The sequence below is a fragment of the Dietzia sp. WMMA184 genome (assembly GCF_002441635.1).
Taxonomy (GTDB): Bacteria; Actinomycetota; Actinomycetes; order Mycobacteriales; family Mycobacteriaceae; genus Dietzia; species Dietzia kunjamensis.
Window position 1 is genome coordinate 25,982 of the sequence record NZ_NXEI01000006.1, and the last position, 23,363, is coordinate 49,344.

Annotated in this window: 21 protein-coding genes and 2 pseudogenes; 9 read left to right on the forward strand and 14 right to left on the reverse strand. The window is 66.2% G+C overall.

Annotated elements, in window-relative coordinates; genetic code table 11:
* Window positions 1-78 precede the first annotated feature (78 nt).
* Both CK206_RS19215 and CK206_RS19220 read left to right on the forward strand, forming a co-directional pair.
* The gene (locus tag CK206_RS19215; RefSeq protein WP_096907644.1) at window positions 79-2,121 is read left to right on the forward strand and encodes a cytochrome c oxidase assembly protein; all 2,043 of its coding nucleotides are present in this window, start codon (window positions 79-81) and stop codon (window positions 2,119-2,121) included.
* 39 nt (window positions 2,122-2,160) lie between these two features.
* Window positions 2,161-2,664, forward strand: a complete 504-nt coding sequence (locus tag CK206_RS19220; RefSeq protein ID WP_216824197.1) for a hypothetical protein — start codon at window positions 2,161-2,163, stop codon at window positions 2,662-2,664.
* Between the two features lie 76 nt (window positions 2,665-2,740).
* Here CK206_RS19220 and CK206_RS19225 read toward each other — a convergent pair whose 3' ends face one another.
* Window positions 2,741-3,445 carry a M23 family metallopeptidase gene (locus tag CK206_RS19225; RefSeq protein WP_096907646.1) on the reverse strand — a complete coding sequence of 235 codons (705 nt, stop codon included), beginning with the start codon at window positions 3,443-3,445 and terminating at the stop codon, window positions 2,741-2,743.
* Window positions 3,446-3,946: 501 nt separating this feature from the next.
* On the opposite strand from CK206_RS19225, the gene CK206_RS19230 reads away from it, so the two are divergent.
* Entirely contained in the window at window positions 3,947-4,696 is a 750-nt protein-coding gene (locus CK206_RS19230; protein ID WP_254050724.1) for a M23 family metallopeptidase, read from the forward strand.
* A 122-nt stretch (window positions 4,697-4,818) separates the two neighbouring features.
* On the opposite strand, the gene CK206_RS19235 is transcribed toward CK206_RS19230, so the two are convergent.
* A complete protein-coding gene (locus CK206_RS19235; protein ID WP_254050725.1) occupies window positions 4,819-5,961 on the reverse strand; it encodes an Ig-like domain-containing protein in 1,143 nt (380 codons plus the stop codon).
* A 223-nt stretch (window positions 5,962-6,184) separates the two neighbouring features.
* Between CK206_RS19235 and CK206_RS19240 the strand changes: the two genes are divergently transcribed.
* Window positions 6,185-7,147, forward strand: a complete 963-nt coding sequence (locus tag CK206_RS19240) for an SURF1 family protein (protein WP_216824198.1) — start codon at window positions 6,185-6,187, stop codon at window positions 7,145-7,147.
* 174 nt (window positions 7,148-7,321) lie between these two features.
* Here CK206_RS19240 and CK206_RS19245 read toward each other — a convergent pair whose 3' ends face one another.
* The 6 genes from CK206_RS19245 to merA form a co-directional block, all read right to left on the reverse strand.
* Window positions 7,322-7,969: a vitamin K epoxide reductase family protein gene (locus tag CK206_RS19245; protein WP_096907650.1), complete on the reverse strand. Its 648-nt coding sequence runs from the start codon at window positions 7,967-7,969 to the stop codon at window positions 7,322-7,324.
* Window positions 7,953-8,597, reverse strand: coding sequence for a thioredoxin domain-containing protein (locus tag CK206_RS19250; RefSeq protein ID WP_096907651.1), 645 nt, complete (start codon window positions 8,595-8,597; stop codon window positions 7,953-7,955). The genes CK206_RS19245 and CK206_RS19250 overlap by 17 nt, the downstream gene beginning before the upstream one ends.
* Window positions 8,598-8,715: 118 nt before the next feature.
* Window positions 8,716-9,954 (reverse strand): Dyp-type peroxidase, encoded by a 1,239-nt coding sequence (locus CK206_RS19255; protein WP_096907652.1) that lies wholly within the window; start codon window positions 9,952-9,954, stop codon window positions 8,716-8,718.
* A 6-nt stretch (window positions 9,955-9,960) separates the two neighbouring features.
* Window positions 9,961-10,524, reverse strand: coding sequence for a copper chaperone PCu(A)C (locus CK206_RS19260; RefSeq protein WP_254050643.1), 564 nt, complete (start codon window positions 10,522-10,524; stop codon window positions 9,961-9,963).
* A gap of 606 nt (window positions 10,525-11,130) precedes the next feature.
* Window positions 11,131-11,694: a signal peptidase II gene (gene lspA, locus CK206_RS19265; RefSeq protein ID WP_254050726.1), complete on the reverse strand. Its 564-nt coding sequence runs from the start codon at window positions 11,692-11,694 to the stop codon at window positions 11,131-11,133.
* Between the two features lie 81 nt (window positions 11,695-11,775).
* The gene (gene merA, locus CK206_RS19270) at window positions 11,776-13,170 is read right to left on the reverse strand and encodes a mercury(II) reductase (protein WP_096907653.1); all 1,395 of its coding nucleotides are present in this window, start codon (window positions 13,168-13,170) and stop codon (window positions 11,776-11,778) included.
* Between the two features lie 92 nt (window positions 13,171-13,262).
* On the opposite strand from merA, the gene CK206_RS19275 reads away from it, so the two are divergent.
* Window positions 13,263-13,652 (forward strand): heavy metal-responsive transcriptional regulator, encoded by a 390-nt coding sequence (locus CK206_RS19275; protein WP_096907655.1) that lies wholly within the window; start codon window positions 13,263-13,265, stop codon window positions 13,650-13,652.
* A 146-nt stretch (window positions 13,653-13,798) separates the two neighbouring features.
* Window positions 13,799-14,042 (forward strand): annotated as a pseudogene (locus CK206_RS19280) (sensor histidine kinase); the annotation flags it as partial.
* Window positions 14,043-14,146: 104 nt separating this feature from the next.
* Here CK206_RS19280 and CK206_RS19285 read toward each other — a convergent pair.
* From CK206_RS19285 to CK206_RS19300, 4 genes are all read right to left on the reverse strand, one after another.
* Window positions 14,147-14,677, reverse strand: coding sequence for a GIY-YIG nuclease family protein (locus CK206_RS19285; protein WP_096907656.1), 531 nt, complete (start codon window positions 14,675-14,677; stop codon window positions 14,147-14,149).
* Complete coding sequence (locus CK206_RS19290; protein ID WP_096907657.1) at window positions 14,674-14,940, reverse strand: XRE family transcriptional regulator; 267 nt, start codon at window positions 14,938-14,940, stop codon at window positions 14,674-14,676. The genes CK206_RS19285 and CK206_RS19290 overlap by 4 nt, the downstream gene beginning before the upstream one ends.
* A 117-nt stretch (window positions 14,941-15,057) precedes the next feature.
* Complete coding sequence (locus tag CK206_RS19295; RefSeq protein ID WP_096907659.1) at window positions 15,058-15,393, reverse strand: type II toxin-antitoxin system HicB family antitoxin; 336 nt, start codon at window positions 15,391-15,393, stop codon at window positions 15,058-15,060.
* Entirely contained in the window at window positions 15,390-15,641 is a 252-nt protein-coding gene (locus CK206_RS19300) for a toxin HicA (protein WP_096907677.1), read from the reverse strand. Before CK206_RS19300 ends, CK206_RS19295 begins: the two co-directional genes overlap by 4 nt.
* Window positions 15,642-16,037: 396 nt before the next feature.
* Here CK206_RS19300 and CK206_RS19305 point away from each other — a divergent pair.
* Window positions 16,038-16,734 (forward strand): annotated as a pseudogene (locus CK206_RS19305) (IS3 family transposase); the annotation flags it as partial.
* A gap of 266 nt (window positions 16,735-17,000) precedes the next feature.
* Window positions 17,001-20,435 carry a thiol reductant ABC exporter subunit CydC gene (cydC, locus tag CK206_RS19310; RefSeq protein WP_143337798.1) on the forward strand — a complete coding sequence of 1,145 codons (3,435 nt, stop codon included), beginning with the start codon at window positions 17,001-17,003 and terminating at the stop codon, window positions 20,433-20,435.
* Window positions 20,436-20,468: 33 nt separating this feature from the next.
* Here the strand turns inward: cydC and CK206_RS19315 are convergent, their stop codons facing one another.
* Entirely contained in the window at window positions 20,469-21,260 is a 792-nt protein-coding gene (locus CK206_RS19315; RefSeq protein ID WP_096907662.1) for a M56 family metallopeptidase, read from the reverse strand.
* Between the two features lie 14 nt (window positions 21,261-21,274).
* Entirely contained in the window at window positions 21,275-21,634 is a 360-nt protein-coding gene (locus CK206_RS19320; RefSeq protein ID WP_070719688.1) for a BlaI/MecI/CopY family transcriptional regulator, read from the reverse strand.
* 143 nt (window positions 21,635-21,777) lie between these two features.
* Between CK206_RS19320 and CK206_RS19325 the strand changes: the two genes are divergently transcribed.
* Window positions 21,778-23,358: a cytochrome ubiquinol oxidase subunit I gene (locus tag CK206_RS19325; protein WP_096907664.1), complete on the forward strand. Its 1,581-nt coding sequence runs from the start codon at window positions 21,778-21,780 to the stop codon at window positions 23,356-23,358.
* Window positions 23,359-23,363 lie beyond the last annotated feature (5 nt).

Genomic DNA, 23,363 nt, shown 5'->3' on the forward strand with positions numbered 1-23,363 from the left:
GTCACACCGGCCCGTGAATCAGCGGGGTTAGCAGGCGCGAATCGACCCCGGGGGCAGCAGCTTCCTACGATAGAGGTCATGTCGCCGTTGAAGGCACCCTCGTCCAAGGCCGCTGCCACCGTCGGAGCGCTGCGGACTCGCAGTGTGGTGCCCGTCGTTCTCCTGCTCGCGGTGGTGGCGGCAGGGGTGGTGATCCCGCTTTCGCGGATGTCTACCGAACTGGCGCTGGAGCTGATCGGGGTGCCGGACCCGGGTCTGCTCACCACGGCCGGACTACCGGCGGTCCGCGCGATCGCCGAGTTGCTGGCGTCGGTGGCGGTGGGGATGGCGCTGTTCGCCGCGTTCTTCACCCCGCCGCAGAAGGACAAGACCCTCGACGTCGACGGCTACCGCGCGCAACAGATCTCCTCGTGGGCCAACATCACATGGGCTGTGGCAGCGGCGCTGCTCATCCCGCTGACCCTGTCGGACGTATCCGGGCGTACGCTCTGGCAGTCCCTGCCACCGGACCAGTGGATCGTGGCCATCACGCAGATCGACGTGGCATCCTCCTGGCGCTGGGCCGCGATCCTCGCGCTGGTCGCCGCAGTCGGGCAACGGCTCACCATGAGCTGGCGCTGGTCGGTGATCTGGCTGGGCGTCACGGTGCTCTCGCTCCTACCCGTTGCCGCTACAGGCCACGCCTCGGGCGGCACCGCCCACGACATCGCGACCAACTCGCTGATCATCCACCTGTTCGCTGCCGCGTTCTACGTCGGCGGGCTCGTTGCGGTGATCGCCCACGCGATGCGCGGCGGCTCCCGGGTGGCACTGGCGCTGCGTCGATATTCGGTGGTGGCCACGGTGGCGATTGTCGCGCTCGGATTCTCCGGGATCATCAATGCGATCGTGCGCCTGCACCCCTCGGACCTGCTGTCCTCGACCTACGGGCTGCTCATGGTGGCCAAAGCACTGTGCTTGGCACTGTTGGCGGTGTTCGGGCTGGCCATCCGCCGGCGCATCATCTCGCGGATTGAGTCCAGGTCCGCCAACGCCCCGGTCGACCGGGGCACGCTGCTGCGGATCGGGCTAGTCGAGACGATGGTCATGGCGGGAACGTTGGGCCTATCGGTCTCTCTCGGCCGCACCCCGCCCCCGGCGCCGCTCTACATCCCCACCCGCCAGGAGTCGCTGCTGGGCTTCGAGTTGCCCGGCCCCTTCTCGTTCGCCACGGTGTTCGGGACGTGGCGCTTCGACCTGGTGCTCGGCCTGGCCTCGGTGATCCTGCTGGGGCTCTACGTGTGGGGGCTCATCACCCTGCGCCGGCGCGGCGATGCCTGGCCCGTGGGCCGGACCGTGGCGTGGGTGTCGGGCTGCGTGATCCTGTTCCTGACCACCAGCTCCGGTATGGGGATGTACATGATGGCCGACTTCGCCAGCCACATGCTCGGACACATGCTCATCTCGATGCTCGTCCCGGTCCTTCTCGCCCTCGGTGGACCGTTGACCCTGGCCCTGCGGGCGCTGCCGGCGGCGGGACGCGGCAACCCGCCGGGACCGCGCGAGTGGATCGTCGAGTTCATCAACAACCCGCTGTCGCGGTTTCTCACTCACCCGATCGTGGCCTCGGTGCAGTTCGTGGCAGGGTTCTACCTGATCTACTTCGGCGGCTTCTACGAGGCACTGGCCTCCGATCACATGGGCCACATGTTCATGAACGTGCACTTCCTCATCAGTGGCTACCTGTTCTACTGGGTGATCATCGGAGTCGACGCGGCGCCGCGTCACTTCTCCCCGCTCTACAAACTGATGGTGCTACTGAGCTCGCTGCCGTTCCACGCTTTCTTCGGCATCCTGGTCATGAACTACAAAACCGTCCTCGCCGAGTCTTGGTACTCGGGGATCGGGCTGCCCTGGATCCCAGATCTGCTGCAGAGCCAGCAGGTCGGCGGCGGCATCGCGTGGGCGGCGGGGGAGATCCCGCTGTTCATCGTCATGCTCGCCCTGGCCTGGCAGTGGTTCCAGTCCGACATGCGTGAGGCCCGGCGCGGTGAACGGCAGGCCGACCGTGACGACGACACCGAACTCAAGGCCTATAACGAGATGCTCCGCGAGATGTCCCAGACCGACCGGAGGGCGTGAAACGGCACGAGCGGGCAAAGTCGACGATGGAGATCGGAAATGGGCGACATGCTCGGCAACGGTGGGCCTACTGAGGCAGCGTTGACCGGCGTGCACTGGCGGGCGATGCGGGAGTTTGTGCTCGTCGGAATCGCCGCGATCATCGTGGGCGGTCTGGTGGCTGCGCTCACCGGTCCCACCGGTTTCGCCGATGGCTCGTGGGCGGCGGCCTACTTGGTGCTCGTTGCGGGGGTGGCCCAGGCAGGGCTGGGCGGAGGGCAGGCACTGCTTGCTGGCGCCACACTGTCCCGTCGCGTGCGTGTGGTCGAACTTCTGGTCTACAACCTGGCCAACAGTGCGGTACTGGTTGGCACCCTGGCCGGATCTGTGGTCACGGTGGCCACCGGCGGAGTGCTGTTGCTGATATCACTCATGTTGTTCCTGGTCACAGTGCGGCACTTGCGCGGGCGGACGTGGCATCTCGTGCTCTACCGGATAATTATCGCGACCCTGGTAGTGAGTGTTCCGGTGGGCGTCGTCTTGTCGGTGGTCCGGCACAGCTGACGCCCAGCGCCGGCGGGGTGCGCCGGGCAGCGGTGCGTCCGTTGCCAGTCCGGGCCAGGAGGGGCGGCTGCGGCCCTCACACGGCGCTGTTGGTCGAGTCCGAGCCGACCGTGACGCCCCGTTCTGCCAGCCACGCCACCGGATCGACAGCCCGCGAGCCACCGTCGCCCCATACCTCGAAGTGCACATGTGGGCCGGTGGAAAAACCGCGGTTGCCCATCAGGCCGATCTGCTGACCAGCTACGACAGTGTCGCCGACTTGGACTATGTTGCTGTCGTTGTGGCCGTAGACGGTCATAAAGCCGTCCGGCGACATGATCCGAATCCAATTTCCGAAGCCAGAAGCCGGGCCTGAGTCGATGACGACCCCATCGGTCGCGGCGAACAGCGGTGTACCGATGGCGTTGGCCACATCAAGACCCGAATGGGTCGCACCCCACCGGGGGCCGAATGAGGATGTTGTCAGACCGAGGGCCGGGAGGGCCACAATGGGGCGTCGCGCCTGTTCCTCGGCGATCTCACGCTGGTAGTTGAGCTCGGTGCCCACCTGCAAGGTGTCGATAAAACTTGCAGCGGAGGAGTCAGGCCCGGGCTCGTTTGACTCGCCCGCGTCATCGGAGGCGAGAAAGCGCGGCACCGAGGGGGTCGCGACCGGGACATCTTCGGCGCGCGGGGCCTCAGCGCTACCAGACGGTGGCTCGTCGGTCGCCAGGAGGACGATCTGCTGATCGTCGGCGGGGTTCGCCGCCGCGGCAATCGAAGCACCCGCGGCCAGGGCCATAACGGCGGCGATGCCCTGGGGGTTGTGCCGGGAAGGCCGACGATGGGCTCCGCGACGCCGCCGGGGTGAGCTGGCCGACCGAGCGGCGTGCTTAGGTCCTGCTCGCTTCTCCACCGTCCCCCGCATCCTGTCGTCGCCCAACCGTGATCATTTCGTGATCTGTACTCGGGCAAAGGTAGTTGCTGACTAGTCGCGGCCGCAAGGCGATCGCATGCTTGTGACGATCGTCATAACTACACACGGGGGTGTGCCGACTCTCGCGTAAGACGGGCGCTGCCAAGCTTCTTCTGGGTCGGGGGCGCCCAGATTGGCGAGCGCGTTCTCTAACCGGGTTCAGGAAGCCGGAAATGGTCACGAATTTTCTGTTAAGGGTGACAAGATCGATATCGGTTTGTTATATTCGCTCGTGTTGCCGATGAGATCGGTCACCTGCGTCGTTTTCGTGGCGCGGGATCACGAAACCACGAACGATGGAGACAGCCCATGACCGACTCGACCCGGGTGACCGTCGCAGAGCTCTGCGAGCGTTTGGGCGTGCACAACGTGACTGCGGCCGGCGGGCGCCATCGTGTGGCCAACTCGAACTCGACGGTATCGCGGTTTGTTGGCAGCGCCGTTGTCGGCGCCGCGCTCTCGGGCGGTGTTGGTCTGGCTTTCGCCCCGGCCGCCGCCGCTCAGCCCGCCGCGATCGATCAACCCCAGATCGTCGAGGCGATCCAGTCCGCGGCCGCCCAGTTCGGCATCGGGCCCGCCGAGATCCAGATGATCGGGGACCAGTTCGGAGTCGCCCCAGATGAGGTCAGGCAGTACGCCGCCGGGCTCGGGTTCGGCTCCCTCGGCGACAGCACCGGTAGCCCACAGGTGGTGGGTGCACATGCCCCCACCACGGGCACGCTCACCTCTGGGTATGGCCCGCGCTGGGGTAGTTTCCATAACGGCACCGATTTTGGTGCCCCCATCGGCACACCGCTCTACGCCGCCAAGAGCGGCGTTGTCGAAGCCTCGGGCCCGGCCGCAGGGTACGGCATCTGGATCCGCATCCGCACCGATGACGGCGAGCTGTTGGAGTACGGCCACAATGACCAGAACTTCGTCAGCGTCGGTCAGCGGGTCAACGCCGGTGACGTGATCGGGACCGTCGGTAACCGCGGTGATTCCACCGGACCCCACCTGCACTTTCGCGTACAGGCCGCTACCGGTCAGTGGGTCGACCCGGTGACCTGGCTCGCGGCACAAGGAGTGCGAGTCTAGATCTGACCTCCGCAGGGTGGCGCTGTTTGGCGGGGGAACGCCGGGCGGGTCTGGTCGCTGCGGGAGATCTGCTCGGATCAGTCAGCGACGACGCAGTGGTTTTCTTTCTTCGGGCGGGGTTGTCACAGCTGGTCGGCGTTGCCGGTCTTCCAGGTCTGCCACGGGATGTTCCAGTCGCCCAAGCCGTCGGTGCCCTCCAGCGTGGGACCGACGGTGTTGACCACCTCGACGACGTCTCCGAGCGTGTGGTTGTCGTAGAACCACTTTGCCTCTGCGTTGGTGGCGTTGATGCAGCCGTTGCTGACGTTGGTATTGCCTTGCGCCCAGACCGACCAGGGGGCGCCGTGGACGAAGATGCCGCTGTAGGAGATGCGGGTCGCCCAGTCGACCGGTGTCCGGTACCCCTCCGGTGAATCGACCGGGACCCCGAACGTGGAGGAGTCCATGATCATCGACGCGTGCTTGTCGCTGACGTAGTAGACGCCGTTGGGGGTCGGCGTCGAACTCTTACCAAGTGAGACCGGCACCGAGTTGGTGACCTCGCCGTTGACAGTGGTGGTCATCATCTTGGTGTCGTCGTCGATTGTGGTGACGACAGCGTCACCGATCGAGAAGTCGCTACCGGTGTCCTGGGCGCCGTAGAGATCACCACCGAGATGAGCGCCGTAGATGTTGACGTCGACGGTGACCTCGGTGCCCGGATCCCAGTACCGGGCCGGTCGCCAGCGGACTTCGGACTGCGACACCCAATAGAACGCCCCCTCCACTTCGGGGGTCGTGGTGACCTCGATGGCCGCCTCGGCGGCGCGGCGGTCCTTGATCGGCTTGTCAAAGAGCACTGCGACCGGTTGCCCGATACCCACTGTGGTCTCCTGACCGGTAACGAGAGAGGCGTTGGCGGTGTCACCTGGGACGATCGTGCTGAAGGACGAGGTATCAGAAATCTGCTCGCCCCCGGCGCCGGTCGCTGTGGCCTCGATCGAGTAGGTGCGGTTGTACCCGAGAGTTTCGGTAGTGCGCCACGTCGTGCGCTCCTCGTTGAACGCCCCCTCGACCTCGCGACCCTGTTCGTTGGTAGCGGTGACCTCGTCGAAGACGCCATCGGTCACGTCCAGGACGATCGGCTCCGAGGGGTTCGCCTGCGACTCGGCGTCTTCATAGGACGTCGCGATCGCTGCGGGAACGACTTCGACCGGCTGCTGATCCGCCTGCGCGTCGTTCTCAGCATCCTCGACCGTGCAGGCGCCCAATCCAAACACGGCCACAAGCACACTTACTAGCAGAGCCTTGCGGGCTGGCGCCCCGACGTTCGTGTGGTAGGTACGCGCTAAGTTGCTCATCTTTACAAGATATCTCTCAGCCAGTCCCAGCTCGTGGACCGGTCCGGCGGATTAACGGGGCCGCGCACCAGCCCCGCGCCACCGCGATGCGGCCGGTGATTGGAAAGTCGGCAAGACTACTATGTGCCAGGTGAAGCGGATCTCTCGCATGATCAAGCCGGGGTGGTTGATCACCGTTCTATTCGTCGGCCTTTTCGTCTACCTATGCTTGACGACGCTCGCCCCCTGGCAGCTGAACAAATACGATGATCTCAAGGCCCGCAACGCCCAACTTGTCGACGGCGGCGTTGCAGGGCCGGTCCCGCTGGAGGAAGTGGTCGGGCGCGACGGAACTCTCGAGGACTCCCAATGGCATCTCGTTGCTGCAACCGGGAGTTACCTACCCGTGGAGGATGTCCTGCTGAGGATGCAGTCCGTCGACGGCGAACTCGTCTACCAGGCCCTCAGCGCGTTCCGCACCGACGGCGGCGACACCCTGCTGGTCAACCGCGGATGGGTCCGCGTCGGCGAGAACAACACGGTCCCGGACTTCCCGCCCGCGCCGCCAGGCGAGGTCACCATCGCTGCTCGCCTCAGGATCCCAATGGACGCACCCGCCGATCCTATTGTGCTGCACGACTGGAACATGGTGCGCAACATCGACCCCCCGGCCATCGCTGACCTCCTCGGCACAGAACTGTCGCCCTATTACCTCCAGCTCCCCGGCGAACAGCCGGGATCTCTGGAACCGATGCCCCTGCCGTCACTCGAGTCGGGCCCGTACTTGTCATACGGCCTGCAGTGGATGGCCTTCGGGATCATGGCCCCCGTCGGCCTCGGCTACTTCGTGTGGAGTGAGCTACGCCAACGCCGTCGTCTGAAAGACGACGAGAACGACACCGGCACGGTGCCGCCGGGCGGGTCCGAGAACCGCCCCGTCCGCCCTGGCGAGGACAGCACGAGCTCACAGGGCGGGCCTGGCCTTTCCACAGCCACGGTCGATGAGGGCTCGCTGGATGAGGTCGTGGACTCGGACCGGCTCGTGGCGGCAGCCATGCGGGATCGCTATGGTGACCGGTTCGCCGCCGAGCGTCGGCGCAGCTTGCGACAGCGAAGCCGCTTCGACATCTGATCGTCTGCGATCGCCCGCAGTGGTGCCCTCTACTGGACCGGAGTCGGGCAGTAGGGCTGAAATATGTCCAGGGCGCGAAACTCTGAACTTGGGCCGCCGCAGGCTGCGGTGAGCCGCCCCGACTGACCCCGAAAAGTGACTCGGAAACACCGGTCAGCTAACCGGTGGGCGTCTCTAGACGAGAGTGATCCAGTAGTCCCAGAAGCGGTGAGTGATGAGCAGCAAGATTAGTAGGTACCAGGTGGTGAGGATCGCACCGCGATAGTCGGTGACCGTGGCGACAATTCGTGCGAGAGCGGCCGAGTCGCTGCGGCGCAAAGGTTGAAGATTGTGGACAGTGCAATACCAGAAGATCGGTATCGTTACCGCCCAGACGATCATGCAGTACGGACACAGGGCACCGATGCTGTACAGGCTCTGATAGATCAGCCAGTGGATGAACACCACCGCGAAGGTGACACCTATCTGGATGCCGGCCCAGAACCAGCGCCGGAATGCTCCCCCTGCCAGGAGGGCGGCGCCGAGGGCCACGGTGGCGGCGAATCCGGCGATGCCGATGATCGGATTGGGGATACCAAAAGCCTCGGCCTGCGCCGTGGTCATCACCGACCCGCAGGACAGGACCGGGTTAATGCTGCAGGACGGAACGTAGTCAGGATTCTCGAGCAGCGCGACCTTCTCCACCAGCAGCACAACCGCCGCGACCAGGCCGATGAGCCCACCAACGATCAGCAGAACAGCGAGTCTGCGACGGGGGGCCTGATCCGGATCGACGTCGGTAGATAGTACGACCGGGGTGGCAGGGCTATTCGAGGGCAGCATTGATGCTGTTCTCTAGATCGGTGACGCTGGTCGGGTCGAGGCGCTCCCCGTCCAGGAAGAACGTCGGCGTGCCAGTGACCCCGAGGCGCTGGCCGTCTTGCTTGCTCTGTTCGATGCGACTGAGGGTGGCGGGGTCGTTGTATGCGCGCTCGAAGCGGTCCATGTCCAACCCCAGATCCTCGGCGTAGCCGAAGAATGTGTCCCTCTGCGGGGTTTGTTGGTGGCCCCACTGCTCGGGCGTTTCAAACAATCTGCTGTACATGGCCTCGAACTGGCCTTGCTCGGCGGCGGCCTCGGCGGCCAGGGCCGCCGCCATGGAGTTGTCGTGCAAAGGCATGTGACGCACCACGAACGTCACCCGATCCCCGTACTGCTCGCGGAGGTCCTCGACCGTCGGGTAGAGCGCGATACAGGCTTCGCACTCAAAATCGAGGAACTCAACGAAGACAGCGTCACCGCCTTCGGACAGTCGGGGGCTGTCCTCACGAACCAACTGCGCGGTGTCCGGGTTGTCGTCGGTGGCTGCCTGCTCGGAAACTGGATCATTCCCGGCAACCAGTAACGCCACAACCAGGGCGACCAGAGCAATCGTGATCAGCGCTAGCGAGAGTTTCAGGTTTTTAGTCAACAGATTTGTCGCTTCCCGACTTGTGCGTGCCCTGACGTGATCACTCGATGATAATCGGTCAGTTGTTGGCTCGGCGGTGAGGCTGGGCGGAAACGTTAATCCTTGACGGTTGAGCTGGCTATCCTTCCACTGCGCTCTCGCCGACGTAGCCGCCCTCTTGGCACCCCGGTGGGATCGCGAAAACGGAAGAGCCGATCGGAACCGTCCAGGTGTTGAGCATGTCCTGTTCTGCCAGTCGCTGCTGGATCGGCACGAACTGGCGTACCGGGTCGGCCTGGTAGGAAGCAAACAATAGGCCGGAGTTGCTGATCTGGCCGGGATCGGGGGCATCGTCATAGTTGTACGGTCGTCGCAGGATCGTCTCGGCCCGGACCCGCGGCCGGGCCCGGGCGATGTGTGATTCTGCCGGGATGACGGTCAACCCGGTGTGGTCTATCGCCTCGAAGTCTGCGGGGTCGTGTTCCGCGGTCCCGGTCAGTGGCGCACCTGAGTCGAGTTTCCGTCCGATCGAGAGCTCGCGGGAACTTCGTTCGATCTCTTCCCAGGTGTCCATCGTCATCCGGATACGGCGCAGCACCAGGGAGGTGCCGCCCCGCATCCATCGCCGGTCGGCGCCATCGGAATAGAGCAACTGGTCGTAGTCGGCATCGGCCGGTGAGGGATTGGCGGTGCCGTCAATCTGACCGAAGAGGTTGCGTTGTGTCTGCCCGGACGGGTCGGTGCCCACGGCACGGCGGAACCCTCGCTGCGCCCACCGCTGAGTGACCGCGTCGCGAACACCTGAGGACAGAATTCGGGCCGAGTGTGCGACGGTGAGCGGGTCGTCGGCACAGACCTGCAACAGCAGATCGCCGCCGGACCACCGGTCCTCAAGCCGGTCGATCTGTGGGAAGTCCGGCAGCGGCTGCAACCACTCCGGAGTGCGGTCTCCAAGACCGACCTTGCCGAGCAGCTCCGGGCCGAAACCGATGGTCACCGTCAACCGGGACGGTCCATCAGCCAACTCGTGCTGCAGGTCGGCCAGACCGCCGCGCCCCTGCGTGAGCCGGGCCGCGTCCTGCGTCCACGCTCGCAGTACGCCGATGAGGTCGGTGCCGCGAACACCCTCTCGCAGATCGAATGCCACATACGCCGCATGCGCCTGCGGCGCCGTGGTGACGCCGGACTGACGGTCACCATAAAAGGGCTCGGTGGCCGCGCCGACGGCCCGAGAGTTGGCCACCGCGTCGCGATCAGGGGTCCGCGCAGTGGCGGTACGCTCACCAACTCCCCACCCCGCCGCACCTCCGGCGACGGCGGCCCCGCCGACCAGGAAGGATCTGCGATTCAACGCCGAGCGATGGTTTTGGTCGCCCATGTCCCGTCACTCCCCGCCCTGGTACTGCTCATTGCCCCCCTCGAACGACCGTGCCGAGGCGACGATCTCGCTCGTATCGCCGTTCTCCAATGTGAGGGTCACGGTGACTTCCTGGCCCGTGCGGATCGCTTCGTGCACTCCCATCAGCATGATGTGATTCCCGCCAGGCTCGAACACAAGCTCTCCGCCCGCCGGGATGACAAAGCCGCCCTCTCGCGCCCGCATCATCGAGCCACCCGCCGCCCCCGAGACGGTCTCGTGCAACTCGGCCTCACCGGAAACCGCGGAGGTCACCTCGACCAGGCGGACATCCGCATCGGATTGATTTCGCACGATTCCAAACACCGGTGCCATCGCGCCGCCGTCGCCGTGCGCGTTCGAATCACCGGAACCGGGGTCACCAGTGACCTCGCCGTGGTCAGTACCCCCATTGACGTCAGTGGCCTTGACCCACGCATCCTCCACCACAATGGGCGCCGCGCCAGCGGTCGCGGCTGCGGTCGTCTCCGTCTCGGTCTCGGTGTTCTCCGAGGTGCACCCGGCCAGGCCCAGGGCGACCGCGGCGATCACCGCGACGAAGGGGGTCCTACGCATAGCTCACTCGCATCCATCTAGCTCCACGCACTTGAACCGAGACAACCCCTATCTCCAAACGGAGCGCCGCACCGGCGTGGAAAAGTTACGGCGCAGTTCGGACTGCAACGGCTAGCCAAGAGTCTATAATGTGGCGCTTCGGTCCGGCCCACCGGTCGTGGCGTGCGGTGGAAGAGACAGAGCCGGGCCGCATCGGCCGGGTACGGCCGCGTCGTCACCTAGTCGGACAGGTACGACCGAACTAGAGGCGAGCGCGACGTCATCGACTGGCTGCCGACCAAGCGGGCTCGCGCTCTGCGGGCAGGGGATAGACCTGCCGGGTCAGCCGCTGCCAGGCATCTGCCGCAGAATATCGGTGCAACTCGGACTCTCTGTCGCGGAAGGCGCGCAGGTCCTGACATCGCGCGTCGTGATCGTCGCTGACCCGCCACCAGATCTCACCCCACCTCCCGACTGATCCGGGCGCGCACCGCTCAGGCCGCGCAAGCGGTGGAACCGGTGCTCTGATGGTGGCGCTAGGAGCGCACCCCGACAGCGGCCACCAGGCCGAACAAATATAGAGCCAACGCTGCTACGGCCACCTCAGTGGTCATGAGGTCCCCTGGCTTGCCGGGCCGAAGCTGCTGGCATCTCCAAGGCCTCGGCCTTGTCGCGACCGGTGAGGGTGGCCACGATCAGCACCACGGCGCCACCGGTGATGAAGACATCGGCGAGGTTGAAGGTAGGGAACCAACCGGTGTGCAGGTAGTCAGTCACCACCCCGTCGGTGGCGCGATCGATGAAGTTGGCCACAGCTCCGCCCAGGATCAGGGCCAGCGCCAGTCGTACTGTGCGCGTTGCGGTGCGGGTGGCCCGCCAGGCGAAGATCGCCAGCGCACCGATGATGAGTCCAGTGATGGCGAGAACGACGCCGGCGGGAAGGCCATCGCCGAGGCTGAACGCCACCCCGGAGTTGAAGCCCAGGCGCAGCTGCATTAGTCCCAGGTCCACCGTATGGCCGTCGGCCAGTGCTCCGCCCGCCCAAGTCTTAGCTCCGAGGTCCGCCGTGGCCAGCAGTACGACGGAGACGACCAGAGCAGTTCGCGCCAGGGCACCTTGTTCGCTTTGGTGGGGTGGTTCAGTAACGGGATTGACGTCCTTCGGCATGACGTCATCCTCCTCGACTCGAAGCCCAGGCGGCAGGATACCTCGATCGCGAATGACCAAGCCCCCACGTGGAGGCGGTGTTCAGGCGCAGCAGGAGGTGGGTAGTTCGGTGTGGAAGGTGCCTGCGACCAGGCGCAGGACTTCAGAAGTGGTCAAATACGGGGCCCAGATGTCGGCAATCTGGCGGGTGGTCATCCGGGCTGTGATGGCGTAGGTCGCCGCGAGCATGATTTCTCCGGCGTGGTCTCCGATGGCGCTGAGTCCGAGGATTCTTCCGGTTTCTGTTTCGGCGACCATTTTGATCGCCCCGCGGGTGTCCTGGTCGACTAAGGCGCGCGGCAGGTCTTCGAAGCTCATCACCCGGGTTTGGCAGCGGTGCCCGGCGGCCCGGGCTGCGGCCTCGGTGAGCCCGGCGGTGGCCAGGTGGGGGCGGGAGAAAATCACCGCTGGCAGTCCGGTGTAGTCGACGACCTCGCCTGGGCCCTGCGGATCGGTGCGAAGGGCATTGGCGGCGGCGGCTTTTCCGGTGGCAGCAGCGACGTAGACGAACTGGGGTGCCGAGGTGGCGTCACCGGCGGCGAAGACGCGCCGGTTGGTGGTGCGCTGATGCTCGTCGACGAGGATGAATCCGTCCGGGTCGGTGGTGATTCCTGCGGCTGGCAGGTTGAGGCGGTCTGTGGACGGGCGACGCCCGGTGGCCACCAGTAGACGCTCTGCGCAGTGGCTGCGGCCCGAAGCGGTGCGGACTGTGACCTGTGCGTGCTGCCGGTCGACAGAGGTGGCGTGCTCTTCGACCACCGTGATCCCGTCCTGGGCCAGGGCCTGGCGAAGGATGGCGACCAGTTCCGGCTCGGCAGCAGGGGTGATCCTGCCGATGATGGTCACCCGGGTGCCCAGATGGGCGAAGAGTTGGGCCTGTTCGATACCGACGTAGCCACCGCCGATGACGATCATGGAGTCGGGCAGTTCAGTTAATTCCATGGCGGTGGTCGAGGTCAGATGCTCCACCTCGTCCAGCCCGGTTACCTCCTTCGGTAGTGCCGGTTCTGCTCCGGTGGCCAGTACCACCGAACCGGCCGCCACCGGATCCCCATCGATCACCAGAGTGTCGGGATCGAGGAAGGAAGCCTCCCCACGGCGGATTTCGAAGCCATGGGCGTTCGCGACGTCGGCGTACTTGGTCTCTCGCAGTCGAGTGACCAGCTGGTCCTTCTGCTTGACCAGCGCTCCCAGATCAACGTCCCGGGCAAGGGTGGGGACCCCGGGGAAGGGATTGGTCAGTGCGGCCTGGCGGGTGCCGGCAGCGGCCAGCAGCGTCTTGGACGGGACGCACCCGATGTTCACGCAGGTGCCGCCCATGGTGCCGCGCTCGATCACCAGCACCGTCCTGCCGGCCTGTCGAGCGGTGATAGCGGCCGCCATGGCTGCCCCGCCGGAGCCCACCACCGCCAAATCGAATTCGAAACCCAGTTCCATCAGATGGCCCCTCTCTTTCTTCGCTCATTAGGATGGACCCTCCAGTGCACTGGAAGGTCAAACCAGACGGTCTTGAAGGAGCGGTAATTTCAATGAGGATCGGCGAACTGGCTGCCGCGGCGGGCACCACTCCGAAAACCCTTCGCTACTACGAATCCGTGGGCCTTCTCCCGCCTCCACAACGAACCCTCAACGGTTACCGTGACTACCCTGAGCACGTGATCTCCCGGCTCGATTTCATCCGGCGGGGCCAGAGCGCGGGGCTATCGCTTGCCCGCATCGGTGAGATCCTCCGGATTCGCGATGACGGACAGGCACCTTGCGCTCACGTCGATACACTCCTGGTGACTCGACTGGATGAGATCGACCAGCAGATAGCCGACCTTTTGCAGCTGCGTCAGGCAGTGGCCCAGCTCCAGTCCGCCAGCCGCACAGTGGACCCTGCGACCTGCCAAGCCGAGACAATCTGCCGTTACCTCTGACTGGCGGTGCTGTGGTCCACGCGGGACGCACCTCCTTCCCTGCCGGCCGGTGGCCGCGACCCGGCGGGGGGTTGTCAGGTGAGTCTCATGGTGGTCAGGCAGGTGAGGTCCTGGTCTCCGGTGGCGATCGGAACCCTCCGACAGATCCAGGGAGGTTCAAGATCAGCGTGTCGGACTCCGGCGAAGGAATCGCCCCACACCACCTCGGCCACCTCTTCGGCCGCTTTCTACCGAGCCGACACCTCACGCGGCCGCCACAGCGGCGGCAGCGGTATCGGCCTGACCATCACTCGCGCACTCGTCGAAGCCCACGCCGGGCACATTCGAGCACACAGCGACGGGCCCGGCCAAGGGGCAAGCTTCACCGTCACAATTCCGAAGCCTGGCTAAGACGACCCCGGTGTAGGGGCCTGTAGGAAGCTCAAGCGGTGCGCAATCTACAACTCGGCATCGTCGGCTTTACAGAACGCCTGGATGGCGGAGGGTGGTCTGCTTCAGGCGCTGCTGTTGAATGCATTGCGGGCGGCGGCTACGACGTCGCGGATCGCGCCGGTGGCATGTTCGAGGTTCAGCGGCGGTGCCCATTGCGCAATGACGGCTGCTTCGACCGCAGCGGGGTCGGGGTGCTCGCACCAGGTCAGGTGAAGGTGGATGTGCATCCAGTCCGTGAGCCTGGCCTCGTCGTGGGCGATCAGCACGACGCGGTCGGTGCGCTCAGTGCGGTAGCCGTGCTCGGCGAGTAGCAGGCCGGCGAGGGTGCGACGCAGGGCCGAGCTTCCGCTACGCCGCAGGTGGTTGCTGATGATCCGGCGTCGCAGGTTCGAGGCGATCCCGATGTAGAGCAACCGCAGTTCGTCGTGGTGCGGATGGGCGGGGCCGGGCAGGTGCGGCAGTATCTCTGGGGCTGCCCACCACGCATATAGCCCGGATACCGCGGGTAACGTGGTCAGGTCTCCGAGTGGGTGGGTGGTGGAACTCAGGGCCGCAATCGTGGCCGCCGGGCCGAGGGGGTCAGGGGCGGTCATGCCAGTACGCCTGATAATCCGTCGGTGACGTCGAGGTAGCCGACATCGCGCAAGGCCGCCTCGAGAACCCGGACATACGGAAGATGCAGTTCGGTAGCCATGCCGTCGAGAGTCGTTCGGGCCGGCAGGCCGCGCAGTCCGAAGGTGCGCCACAGGTGCAGATTCTGGCGGGTGATCCCGATTCGGCGGGCCAGCTCGGCCTCACTGACGCCGTAGGTGTGCTTGTGGGCGTCGATGAGTTCGACCAGTCGAGGAGTCTCCATGGCCCTGAGTGTCAGCCTGTGTCACGAGTGTCGTCAAGGGACAGTTAACGGTTACGACAAGCGTCACTTTACATAACGCGTCTTATCGGCGCATGCTCCCCAGTTGCAGGTGTCGGGTTATGCGCTGGCGAGTCGCTGCGCGGCCCATTGGTTGAGGGAGACGTGGTTTTCTGCCGCCTCCATCACCAGTCGACGGTGGACCTCTGCTGAGGTGCGGACGTAGATGGTGCCACTGTAGGAGCGTTCGGCGAACGGTTGCGGCACGGCCTCGCCTGCGGCGGTGAGGTCGTCCACGACGCCGGCCACGACCTCCACCAGGCCCTGGAGGGCGTCTGTTTGGTCCTGCTCGAGGTAGGACAGCGAAGGAAACTCCAGCACGGTGGCGACGTACTCGTTGTCGTCGGGGGACCACTGGACTCGGTACGAATAGTGGTGGACATCGATATCGCTCATGACTGCTCCTCCATCTTTGTGATCGCGGCGAGTACTTGTTTGACTTGGTACGGCTTCGCTTGGCCGTTCTTGCCCCGTTGGATGTTCACCCGGGGATCGCCTGGCCAGGGCATTTTGAACACCGCATGGCTGGTGCCCTGCTGGCGAGGCTCACCGAAGACCCGCAGGCACAGTGTGTGCAGGTCGTTGTAGGACACCGACTTCGGGTTGCGCTCGATTGCTGCCCGGAGCTTATCGGCCTTCGTCACCACCTCATGCTAGCGCATGCGCTAGCATGAGGCCACCCTTGGCGCGGCCTGGTGCGTGCACGTGGACTGTGTGTCCGCGGCGGGGAGTGGGCAGGCGATCGCGGGGGCATCCCTGGCATGGAGGCCCACGTCGCTGTTCTGGCCTGCGAATCTGACGTAATGCAACATTATCGGCACATATTTATCGGGAGTGTCATCAGCTGCGATTACTGCCGGCTACCTGCGATAACGTGCTTTGTGCTGGTGGGCGCCCCGGAGAGCCCGGACGGCGAGGGTGGTGCTGTGGAGGGTGATGCGTGCGGGTTGCTGCAGCGTGCCGCAGGTCCCTTGCATTAGATGCAGGTTTCCACGGGTTGGGGGTCGTCGTGGACAGTGTTCCGGGCTTTGTTCCGCGGGCGTGCTGGTCGCGACATCGGCCGGGACCAGGTCGCCCGGCTGATGCGGGCTGGCGGGATCGAGGGCGTCCGGCGCAGCAAGCGAGTGCGCACCACACAACCCGACCCGGGGATGCCGCGCCGCCCTGACCTCGTGCGTCGCGACTTCACTGCCACCGCGCCGAACCAGTTGTGGGTCACCGACCTGACATTCGTCCCGACCTGGACTGGCGTCGCCTACGTCTGCTTCATCATCGACGCCTTCTCACGAACGATCGTCGGGTGGCGGGTCGCCTCGCACATGCGCACCACGATGGTCCTCGACGCGATCGAGATGGCCCGCTGGTCACGCGGCACCCAGCTGACCGGCCTGCGGTGTCACGGCGATGCCGGGTCGCGGTTCACGTCGATTCGCTACGGCGAACGCCTCGCCGAAATCGGAGCAACTCCCTCGATCGGCACCATCGCAGATTCCTACGATTAATGCGCTCGCTGAGACGGTCAATGGCTACTACAAGGCCGAACTCATCCGCGGCCCTGCCCGCGAGGGACGGCCGTGGAAGACCGTCGAGGACATCGAGCTGGCCACCTTGAGCTGGGTCCACTGGCACAACAACGACCGCCTGCACGGCTATCTTAATGACGTGCCGCCAGCAGAGTTCGAGGAGACGTTCTACGCTACGAAACGGGCCGACCAGACCCTGGTCGGAATCCAATAGCCGAGCCTCCATCAGACCCAGTGCGATTCAGTCGGCACCGGCGTGAGCGCGTTGCCAGATCGCCATGTTCAACGCGTCCGGTGCCAAGTCGGTTTCCCGGATCTTCGAGACCTGCCACCCGACGACGCGGGCCGTAGAGCGTTCGTGGCCGAGTCAACGGTGCGCCCGCGCGCGGGGGCACACACCAGTGTTTCTACGGTATGTAGAATTTAGACGGCTGAGGCGGGAATCGTCTGCGGTGAACCTGCCGGTGAGGACGTGTGTGGATGATGATGCGCAGGTCGACGGCGCGGCCCGCCGAGGGAATCGACCCCTGGGTGCTCGAGGCCGAGCGGACTGTGAAGCGGACTTCCGCACGCCCGGACCTCGGGCCCGCGCCGAGTTCCGCCCTCGTGGCGCTGGGACTACTGGCTGCCCTCCGGGCACTGGGGCTAGTGCTGGTGGCGGAGGCTGTGGCGCGAGGCATCGCGGGACTGGCGGCCGGCACCCTGCCCGCCGGGTCGGTGCGGGCGATCCTGATACTCGGTCTGGGCGGTGCGCTGCTGCGGGCCGCTGCCGAATGGGCGACCGAGACGAGTGCCCGCAGGGTAGCCACCGCCGTCAAGCACGGCCTGCGGGGCAGGCTGTGGCGCCGGACGGTGCGAGCGCACGACCCCCGGGGCGGGACCGCGGTGCTCGCCACAGATGGGTTGGACGATCTGGACCAGTATTACGTGCAGTCCGTGCCTGCCATTATCGCGGCGATCGTGGTGCCCCCGCTACTGCTGGTACGCATCCTCGCCGCCGACTGGGTCAGTGCCCTGGTGATCGTGGTGACGATCCCACTGGTGCCACTGTTCATGGTCCTGATCGGCCGGCACACCGGTCAACGCACGGACGCGGCGTTGAGTGCGCTGACCAGGCTGTCCGACCATCTGGTCGAACTGGCTCGTGGGCTGCCCGTTCTGGTCGGGCTCGGCCGCGTCGAGGAGCAGACGGACTCACTTGACGCCATCCAGCGGATTTACGGCCGTCGCACGCAGGAGACGCTGAGGTGGGCGTTCCTGTCCGCCCTGGCACTTGAGCTCATCGCGACGATCTCTGTGGCGGTAGTAGCGGTCTTCTTGGGTCTCCGCTTGCTTGGCGGGTCGATGGACCTACAGCCCGCACTGCTCGCGCTGCTGCTCGCGCCAGAGTGCTTTACCGTGTTTCGCCGGGTCGGGGTGGCATTCCATGCGTCACAGGATGGCCTCGCGGCTCTGCACCGAGTGCGCGAACATCTCGAGGTAGCACCCGGGACTGACCTGCGAGAAGCCCACGGGGCCACGGTCCGCGTCGCAGGGCTCGAGGTTCGCTATTCCGGTCGTGGGGCCGCGGCATTGACTGGCCTCGATGCAGAGCTGAGCGGCATCGTCGCCGTTACCGGGGCCAGCGGAGCCGGTAAGTCCACGTTCCTCTCGGCTCTGGTCGGGGCGCTGCCGGACGATGCGACAGTGCGCGGGCGAGTCATGGGAATCGAAGCGGACCTCGTGGGGTGGTCACCCCAGTCGCCGCGGGTGTTCGGTGCCACCCCGCGGGAGGAACTCGAGTTGTACGGCGCGGATCCCGCGGCCGCGCTCGCCGAGGTCGGACTATCCCGGGTCGACGAGTCCGCTGCCGCCGAACTAAGCCCGGGGGAACTCCGGCGCCTGTCTGTGGCGCGTGCACTGGCCCGCGTGGACGCCGGCGCCCGCCTGCTCGTGCTCGACGAGCCGACCGCCCACCTCGACCACCATGCCGCTGAGCTGGTCCGGGGCGCGATCCTGCGCCGAGCCGAGCGTGCCACCATCGTGCTTGCGAGCCACGAACCGAAGACACTCGACCTCGCCACGAGCACCGTCCGGATCTGTGGCCCGACCAGCCGTGCAGGCGGCGACGCATCTGCGCTCCCCATGGCCCGGCACCCCGAGTTCCAGGACCCCGAGGCCGTCCCGGGCAGTGATCTCGGCGTCTCGCGGATCCCCGCTGCGGACGGCAATGCCGACCCGGGCCGCCACGAGCGGAGCCCGGAACAGGGAGTCCGGGAGGGGGCGGGCGATCCGATGTCTAGCGGGGTAGGCGGCACCGGGCGTCTGTCGCTCGGTGCGCTGATCGGTGCCCACGGCGGGCTCTGGGCGGGGGCGGTAGGACTCTCGGTGCTCGCCACCTCCCTGGGCTTGGCTCTCACGGCGCTTTCGGGATGGTTGATCGTCCGATCGAGCGTCGAGGAATACATCATGTATCTCCTGGTGGCGATCGTCGGAGTCCGAGCGTTCGGGATCGGACGCTCGGTGGCCACATACGCTGAGCAGTTGCTCACCCACCACGCCGCCTTCCGGACCATCGACGATCTCCGACTGCGGCTCTGGCGGGCGATCGCAGCACGAGGTACCGGGTCCCGGCGACTGCTCGAAGGTGGGGCGCCGCTGGACTACCTCGTGACCCAGGCCGATGAACTGCGGGATCAACTCCCCCGGGTCGTTACGCCCCTGATCTCCGGAGTGGCCGTACTGCTGGGGGCCACGCTCACCACCTGGTTGGTCACTCCTGAGTTCACCGTGCTGGTGGGGGCGGGCTTGGTCACGACCATGGCACTCGGAGCGGGCCTGGTGGCAACGGTCGAACGTGGGGGTGACGTAGCCAGGGTCGCGGGTCGGTCTCGTCTGGTGCGGGGATCGGCGTCATTGAGTGCAGCGGCTGCGGACCTGCGCGGTAACGGGGTGGCAGCGGCGGCGGTCGCCCGACTCGACGAGATAAACCGGAAGCAGTCCGCCGACGAACGGCGCGCGACCCGCGGCGCCGGGCTCGGCACGGCGGCGGTGACAGCAGGCACGGGCATCCTGGCGGTGCTCGTGGCAGTGACCGATCCGGCGGTGGACGCGGAACGAGCCAGTGTGATTGCTCTACTGTGCCTGGCGCTGGGCGAGCCTCTCGCCGCGTGGGTCGCGGCAGTGCACCGTGTGCCGTCCGTGCGCTCACTGCTGCACAGCCTCGGCTCCGTACTGGGACCCTTCCCGCAGGCCACGTGGGGCGTTGGTGCGCCGAACGGGCCCGTAAATTCGGTGACGCTGGAGCAAGTGAGTGTTCGGTATCCGCACTCTGCGCGCCCGGCCGTGGCGGGTGTGGATGCTGTTGCGCGCACGGGGCGCTGGTTGTTCCTCGACGGGCCGTCCGGATCGGGAAAGTCCACACTCCTGTCCGCCGTGATGGGGGCACTGCCCCTCAGCGGCGGAACGATCCGGGCCGACACCTCTCCGATCACGACGTTCGCCGAAAAGGCATGGCGATCCCGCGTGGCCTGGTGCCCGCAGGACGCCTACGTCTTTGACTCCACCCTGCGCGGCAATCTTCTCCTGTCCAGGCCGTCCGCGCAGGCCCCCGACGACGCCGCGATGCGACGGGTCCTCGAGCAGGTCGGCCTGACCCCGCTGCTCGACGCGCTCCCGGACGGTCTGGGCACCCGGGTCGGAGCCGGTGGTCGGGCGTTGTCGGGAGGGGAGCGTCAACGGTTGGCGGTGGCGCGAGCACTGCTCACTCGCGCCGACGTCCTCCTGCTCGACGAGCCGACTGCGCACCTGGACACGCCGACAGCCGACGCCATGATGAGCGACCTCCGCACCGCCGCCGATGACAAGGTGGTGATCCTGGTCTCGCACCGCCACGATGACCGGCGGCCCGAGGACCAGGCGGGCCGACTCAGCTGAACGGGCCGGAGCGAGCCGCTTGGCCCGCCCTGTTCATGACTCGTGGCCGGGAGCCGGCGCGCCGAGACGGCGGAGTCGATCGCTCATGCGGCCGCCGTCGTCGTAGTCGTCGTGGTCGTCGTGGTCGCCATAGCCGCTACCGTCGGCCGCACCAACCCTCAGGATCGCGCGGGCCACCACTTCGTCCCGTACCTCTCGGCGGGCTCGGTCGTCGGCCAACATCTCCACCATCGCGGCGACCTCCGTCTCCGCGAGGACCGCGGTGGGAAGTCCCGGTAGTGCGGACCGCCAGGCCCGGAACGCCAATTGCAGGATGTCGTGCCGCTGCTCCACGTGCGCGCGTTCGTGGGCAATCACGGCCGCGAGCTCGTCGGGATCCAGGTTGTCGAGCAGCCCCTGGGAGAGCACCGTGACGGAACCGGCGCCACGGGGGATGCAATATGCCACCGGTGCGGCCTCGTCGATCACGCGCGTTCGCGCGCGGGTCGGATGGGGCGCCGTGAGTAGTTGGAGCAGCGTCAGATGTCGGCGCCGTTGCCGCGTGACCTGGACGACGGTCGCACCGAGGTGAGCGAGAAGATAACAGCCCAGCAGGATCGCAGGGATCACCGCGGCCAGGGGATGCTCCGGCGCGACCGCGCGGCCGATCAGCGCGAGTGCCCCGATCATCGAGACCCCGCCGGCCAGGCCGATGGCCTGCCAGAGAAGGAGCGCGCGGGCCGGGGCGTGCATCGGCCAGCGCGCGCGAGCCAACAGAACCGGCACCGGCCAGGCCAGGGCCAGGGCGACCCCGGCCAACAGGAGCCCCACGGCGCCGGTGGACATCGCCGACTGGGGGATCAGCCGTTTCCCTTCAGTAGCGTGCGTAACGCCGCCGCCTCATCGTTGGAGACCCCGCCGACGAACCGTGCAAGTACCGCGTGCCGGTCCCGGGAGTCTCCAAGGACTTCGTGCATGAGTTCCGCGGTGTACTCCTCCCGCGAGGCCACAGCGCGGTAGCGGTGGGGGCGCGCGGTGCGATCCGAGACGACCAGACCTTTGCGTGCAAGGCGGCTCAAGACCGTGAGCAGGGTGGTCACGGCGGGTGGGCGCTCCCGGGAGCTGTCGAGCACGCCCTTGACGTCGTACGCCGTCACCGGCCCACTGTGGTCCCAGATCACGTCCATAACGGCACGCTCCAACTCGCCCAGGGTCGCCACGGTGATCCTCTCCTCCTGCTTTGTAGCCGGATTCTATCAGTGGCGAAAGAAATTCGACTCTCGGTAGAAATATTTCTACGCTATGTAGAATGCCGATGGCGGGTGAACACGACACCCGATCCGGTGAAAGGGGTTGGCGTCCTATGGACGTTGTCGAGATCGCACGCTGGCAGTTCGGCATCACGACCGTCTACCACTTCCTCATGGTCCCGCTCACTATCGGACTCGGGGCGATGGTTGCCGTGATGCACACCGCCTGGGTGCGCAGCGGCCAGGAGAAATTTCTCCGGATGACCAAATTCTGGGGAAAGCTCTACCTCATCAACTTCATCCTCGGCGTGGCCACGGGCCTGGTCCAGGAGTTCCAGTTCGGAATGGCCTGGAGCGAGTACTCCCGGTTCGTCGGGGACGTGTTCGGTGCCCCGCTCGCGCTCGAGGGTCTGCTCGCCTTCTTCCTCGAATCGACCTTCCTCGGTATCTGGATCTTCGGCTGGGGCAGGCTGCGCAAGGGCGTGCACCTCGCGGCCCTGTGGTGCGCGGTGATCGGATCCTGGGTCTCGGCGTACTTCATCATCGTCGCCAACTCGTGGATGCAGCACCCCGTGGGCGTCGAGCTCGGCGAGGACGGCCGGCCGGTCATGACTGACGTGTGGGCCGTGCTCACCAACAACACCGCACTGGCAGCGTTCACCCACGCCGTCTTTGGTGCGCTCGTGGTGGGAGGGATGTTCCTGCTCGGGATCGCCTGGTACCACCTGTGGCGCCGCCGGCATGACGGGATCGACACCGTCGACGAGCGCGGGCACGTGATCGTGGGGCAGGCCCAGGACATACCAGGACGCGACCGCACCGACCACGGCGTCTGGATCTGGTCCCTGCGATTCGGCGCGATAGTCGCCATGGTGGGGTTCCTCGGCACAGTCGTCACCGGCGACATCCAGGGCAAACTCATGTACGAGCAGCAGCCCATGAAGATGGCTGCCGCAGAGGCCGCCTGCCACTCCGGCTCCTCCTTCTCGGTGCTCTCGCTGGGCAACCCGGGATCCACGGACTGCCGCGACGTCACCACTCTCATCGAGGTCCCCGGCGTTCTCGGCTTCCTCGCCACCGGGGAGTGGGGCGTCGACATGCCGGGTATTCGCGACCTCGAACCCGAGTACGTGGACCGTTACGGCGAGACGATTCCGGACGACGCCCTGTACGGCGACCGGGCGGGCGCGCAGATCGAGTACGTCCCCGTCATGTGGGTGACCTACTGGGGCTTTCGCCTCATGATCGGCCTCGGCGGGATAGTCGCCGCCGCCGGAGCGGTTGCCCTGTGGCTCACCCGGCGCGGCACCGTCCCCGGATCCCGCGGGCTCATGCGACTCGCGCTCGCCGGAATCCTCGCACCGTTCGCCGCGAACATCGCCGGATGGATCTTCACCGAGATGGGCCGACAGCCGTTCGTCGTGGCCCCGAACCCCGCCGTGACCGGAGCCGACTCCGTGTACATGTACACCCAGGCCGCCGTATCTCCCGGTGTGACCGCCGGGGAGCTGCTGTTCTCCCTCATCTCCCTGGGCTCCGTCTACGGGGTTCTGCTGGTCGTCGAGGTGTACCTGCTGGTGCGGTATACGCGCGGTGGAGTCGCCAGTGCGATGCCCGAACTCGTTGGTCAGGACGACGACGACGTCGACGACCCGGACGGCGAGCACGACGACGTGCTGTCGTTTGCCTACTGACCACG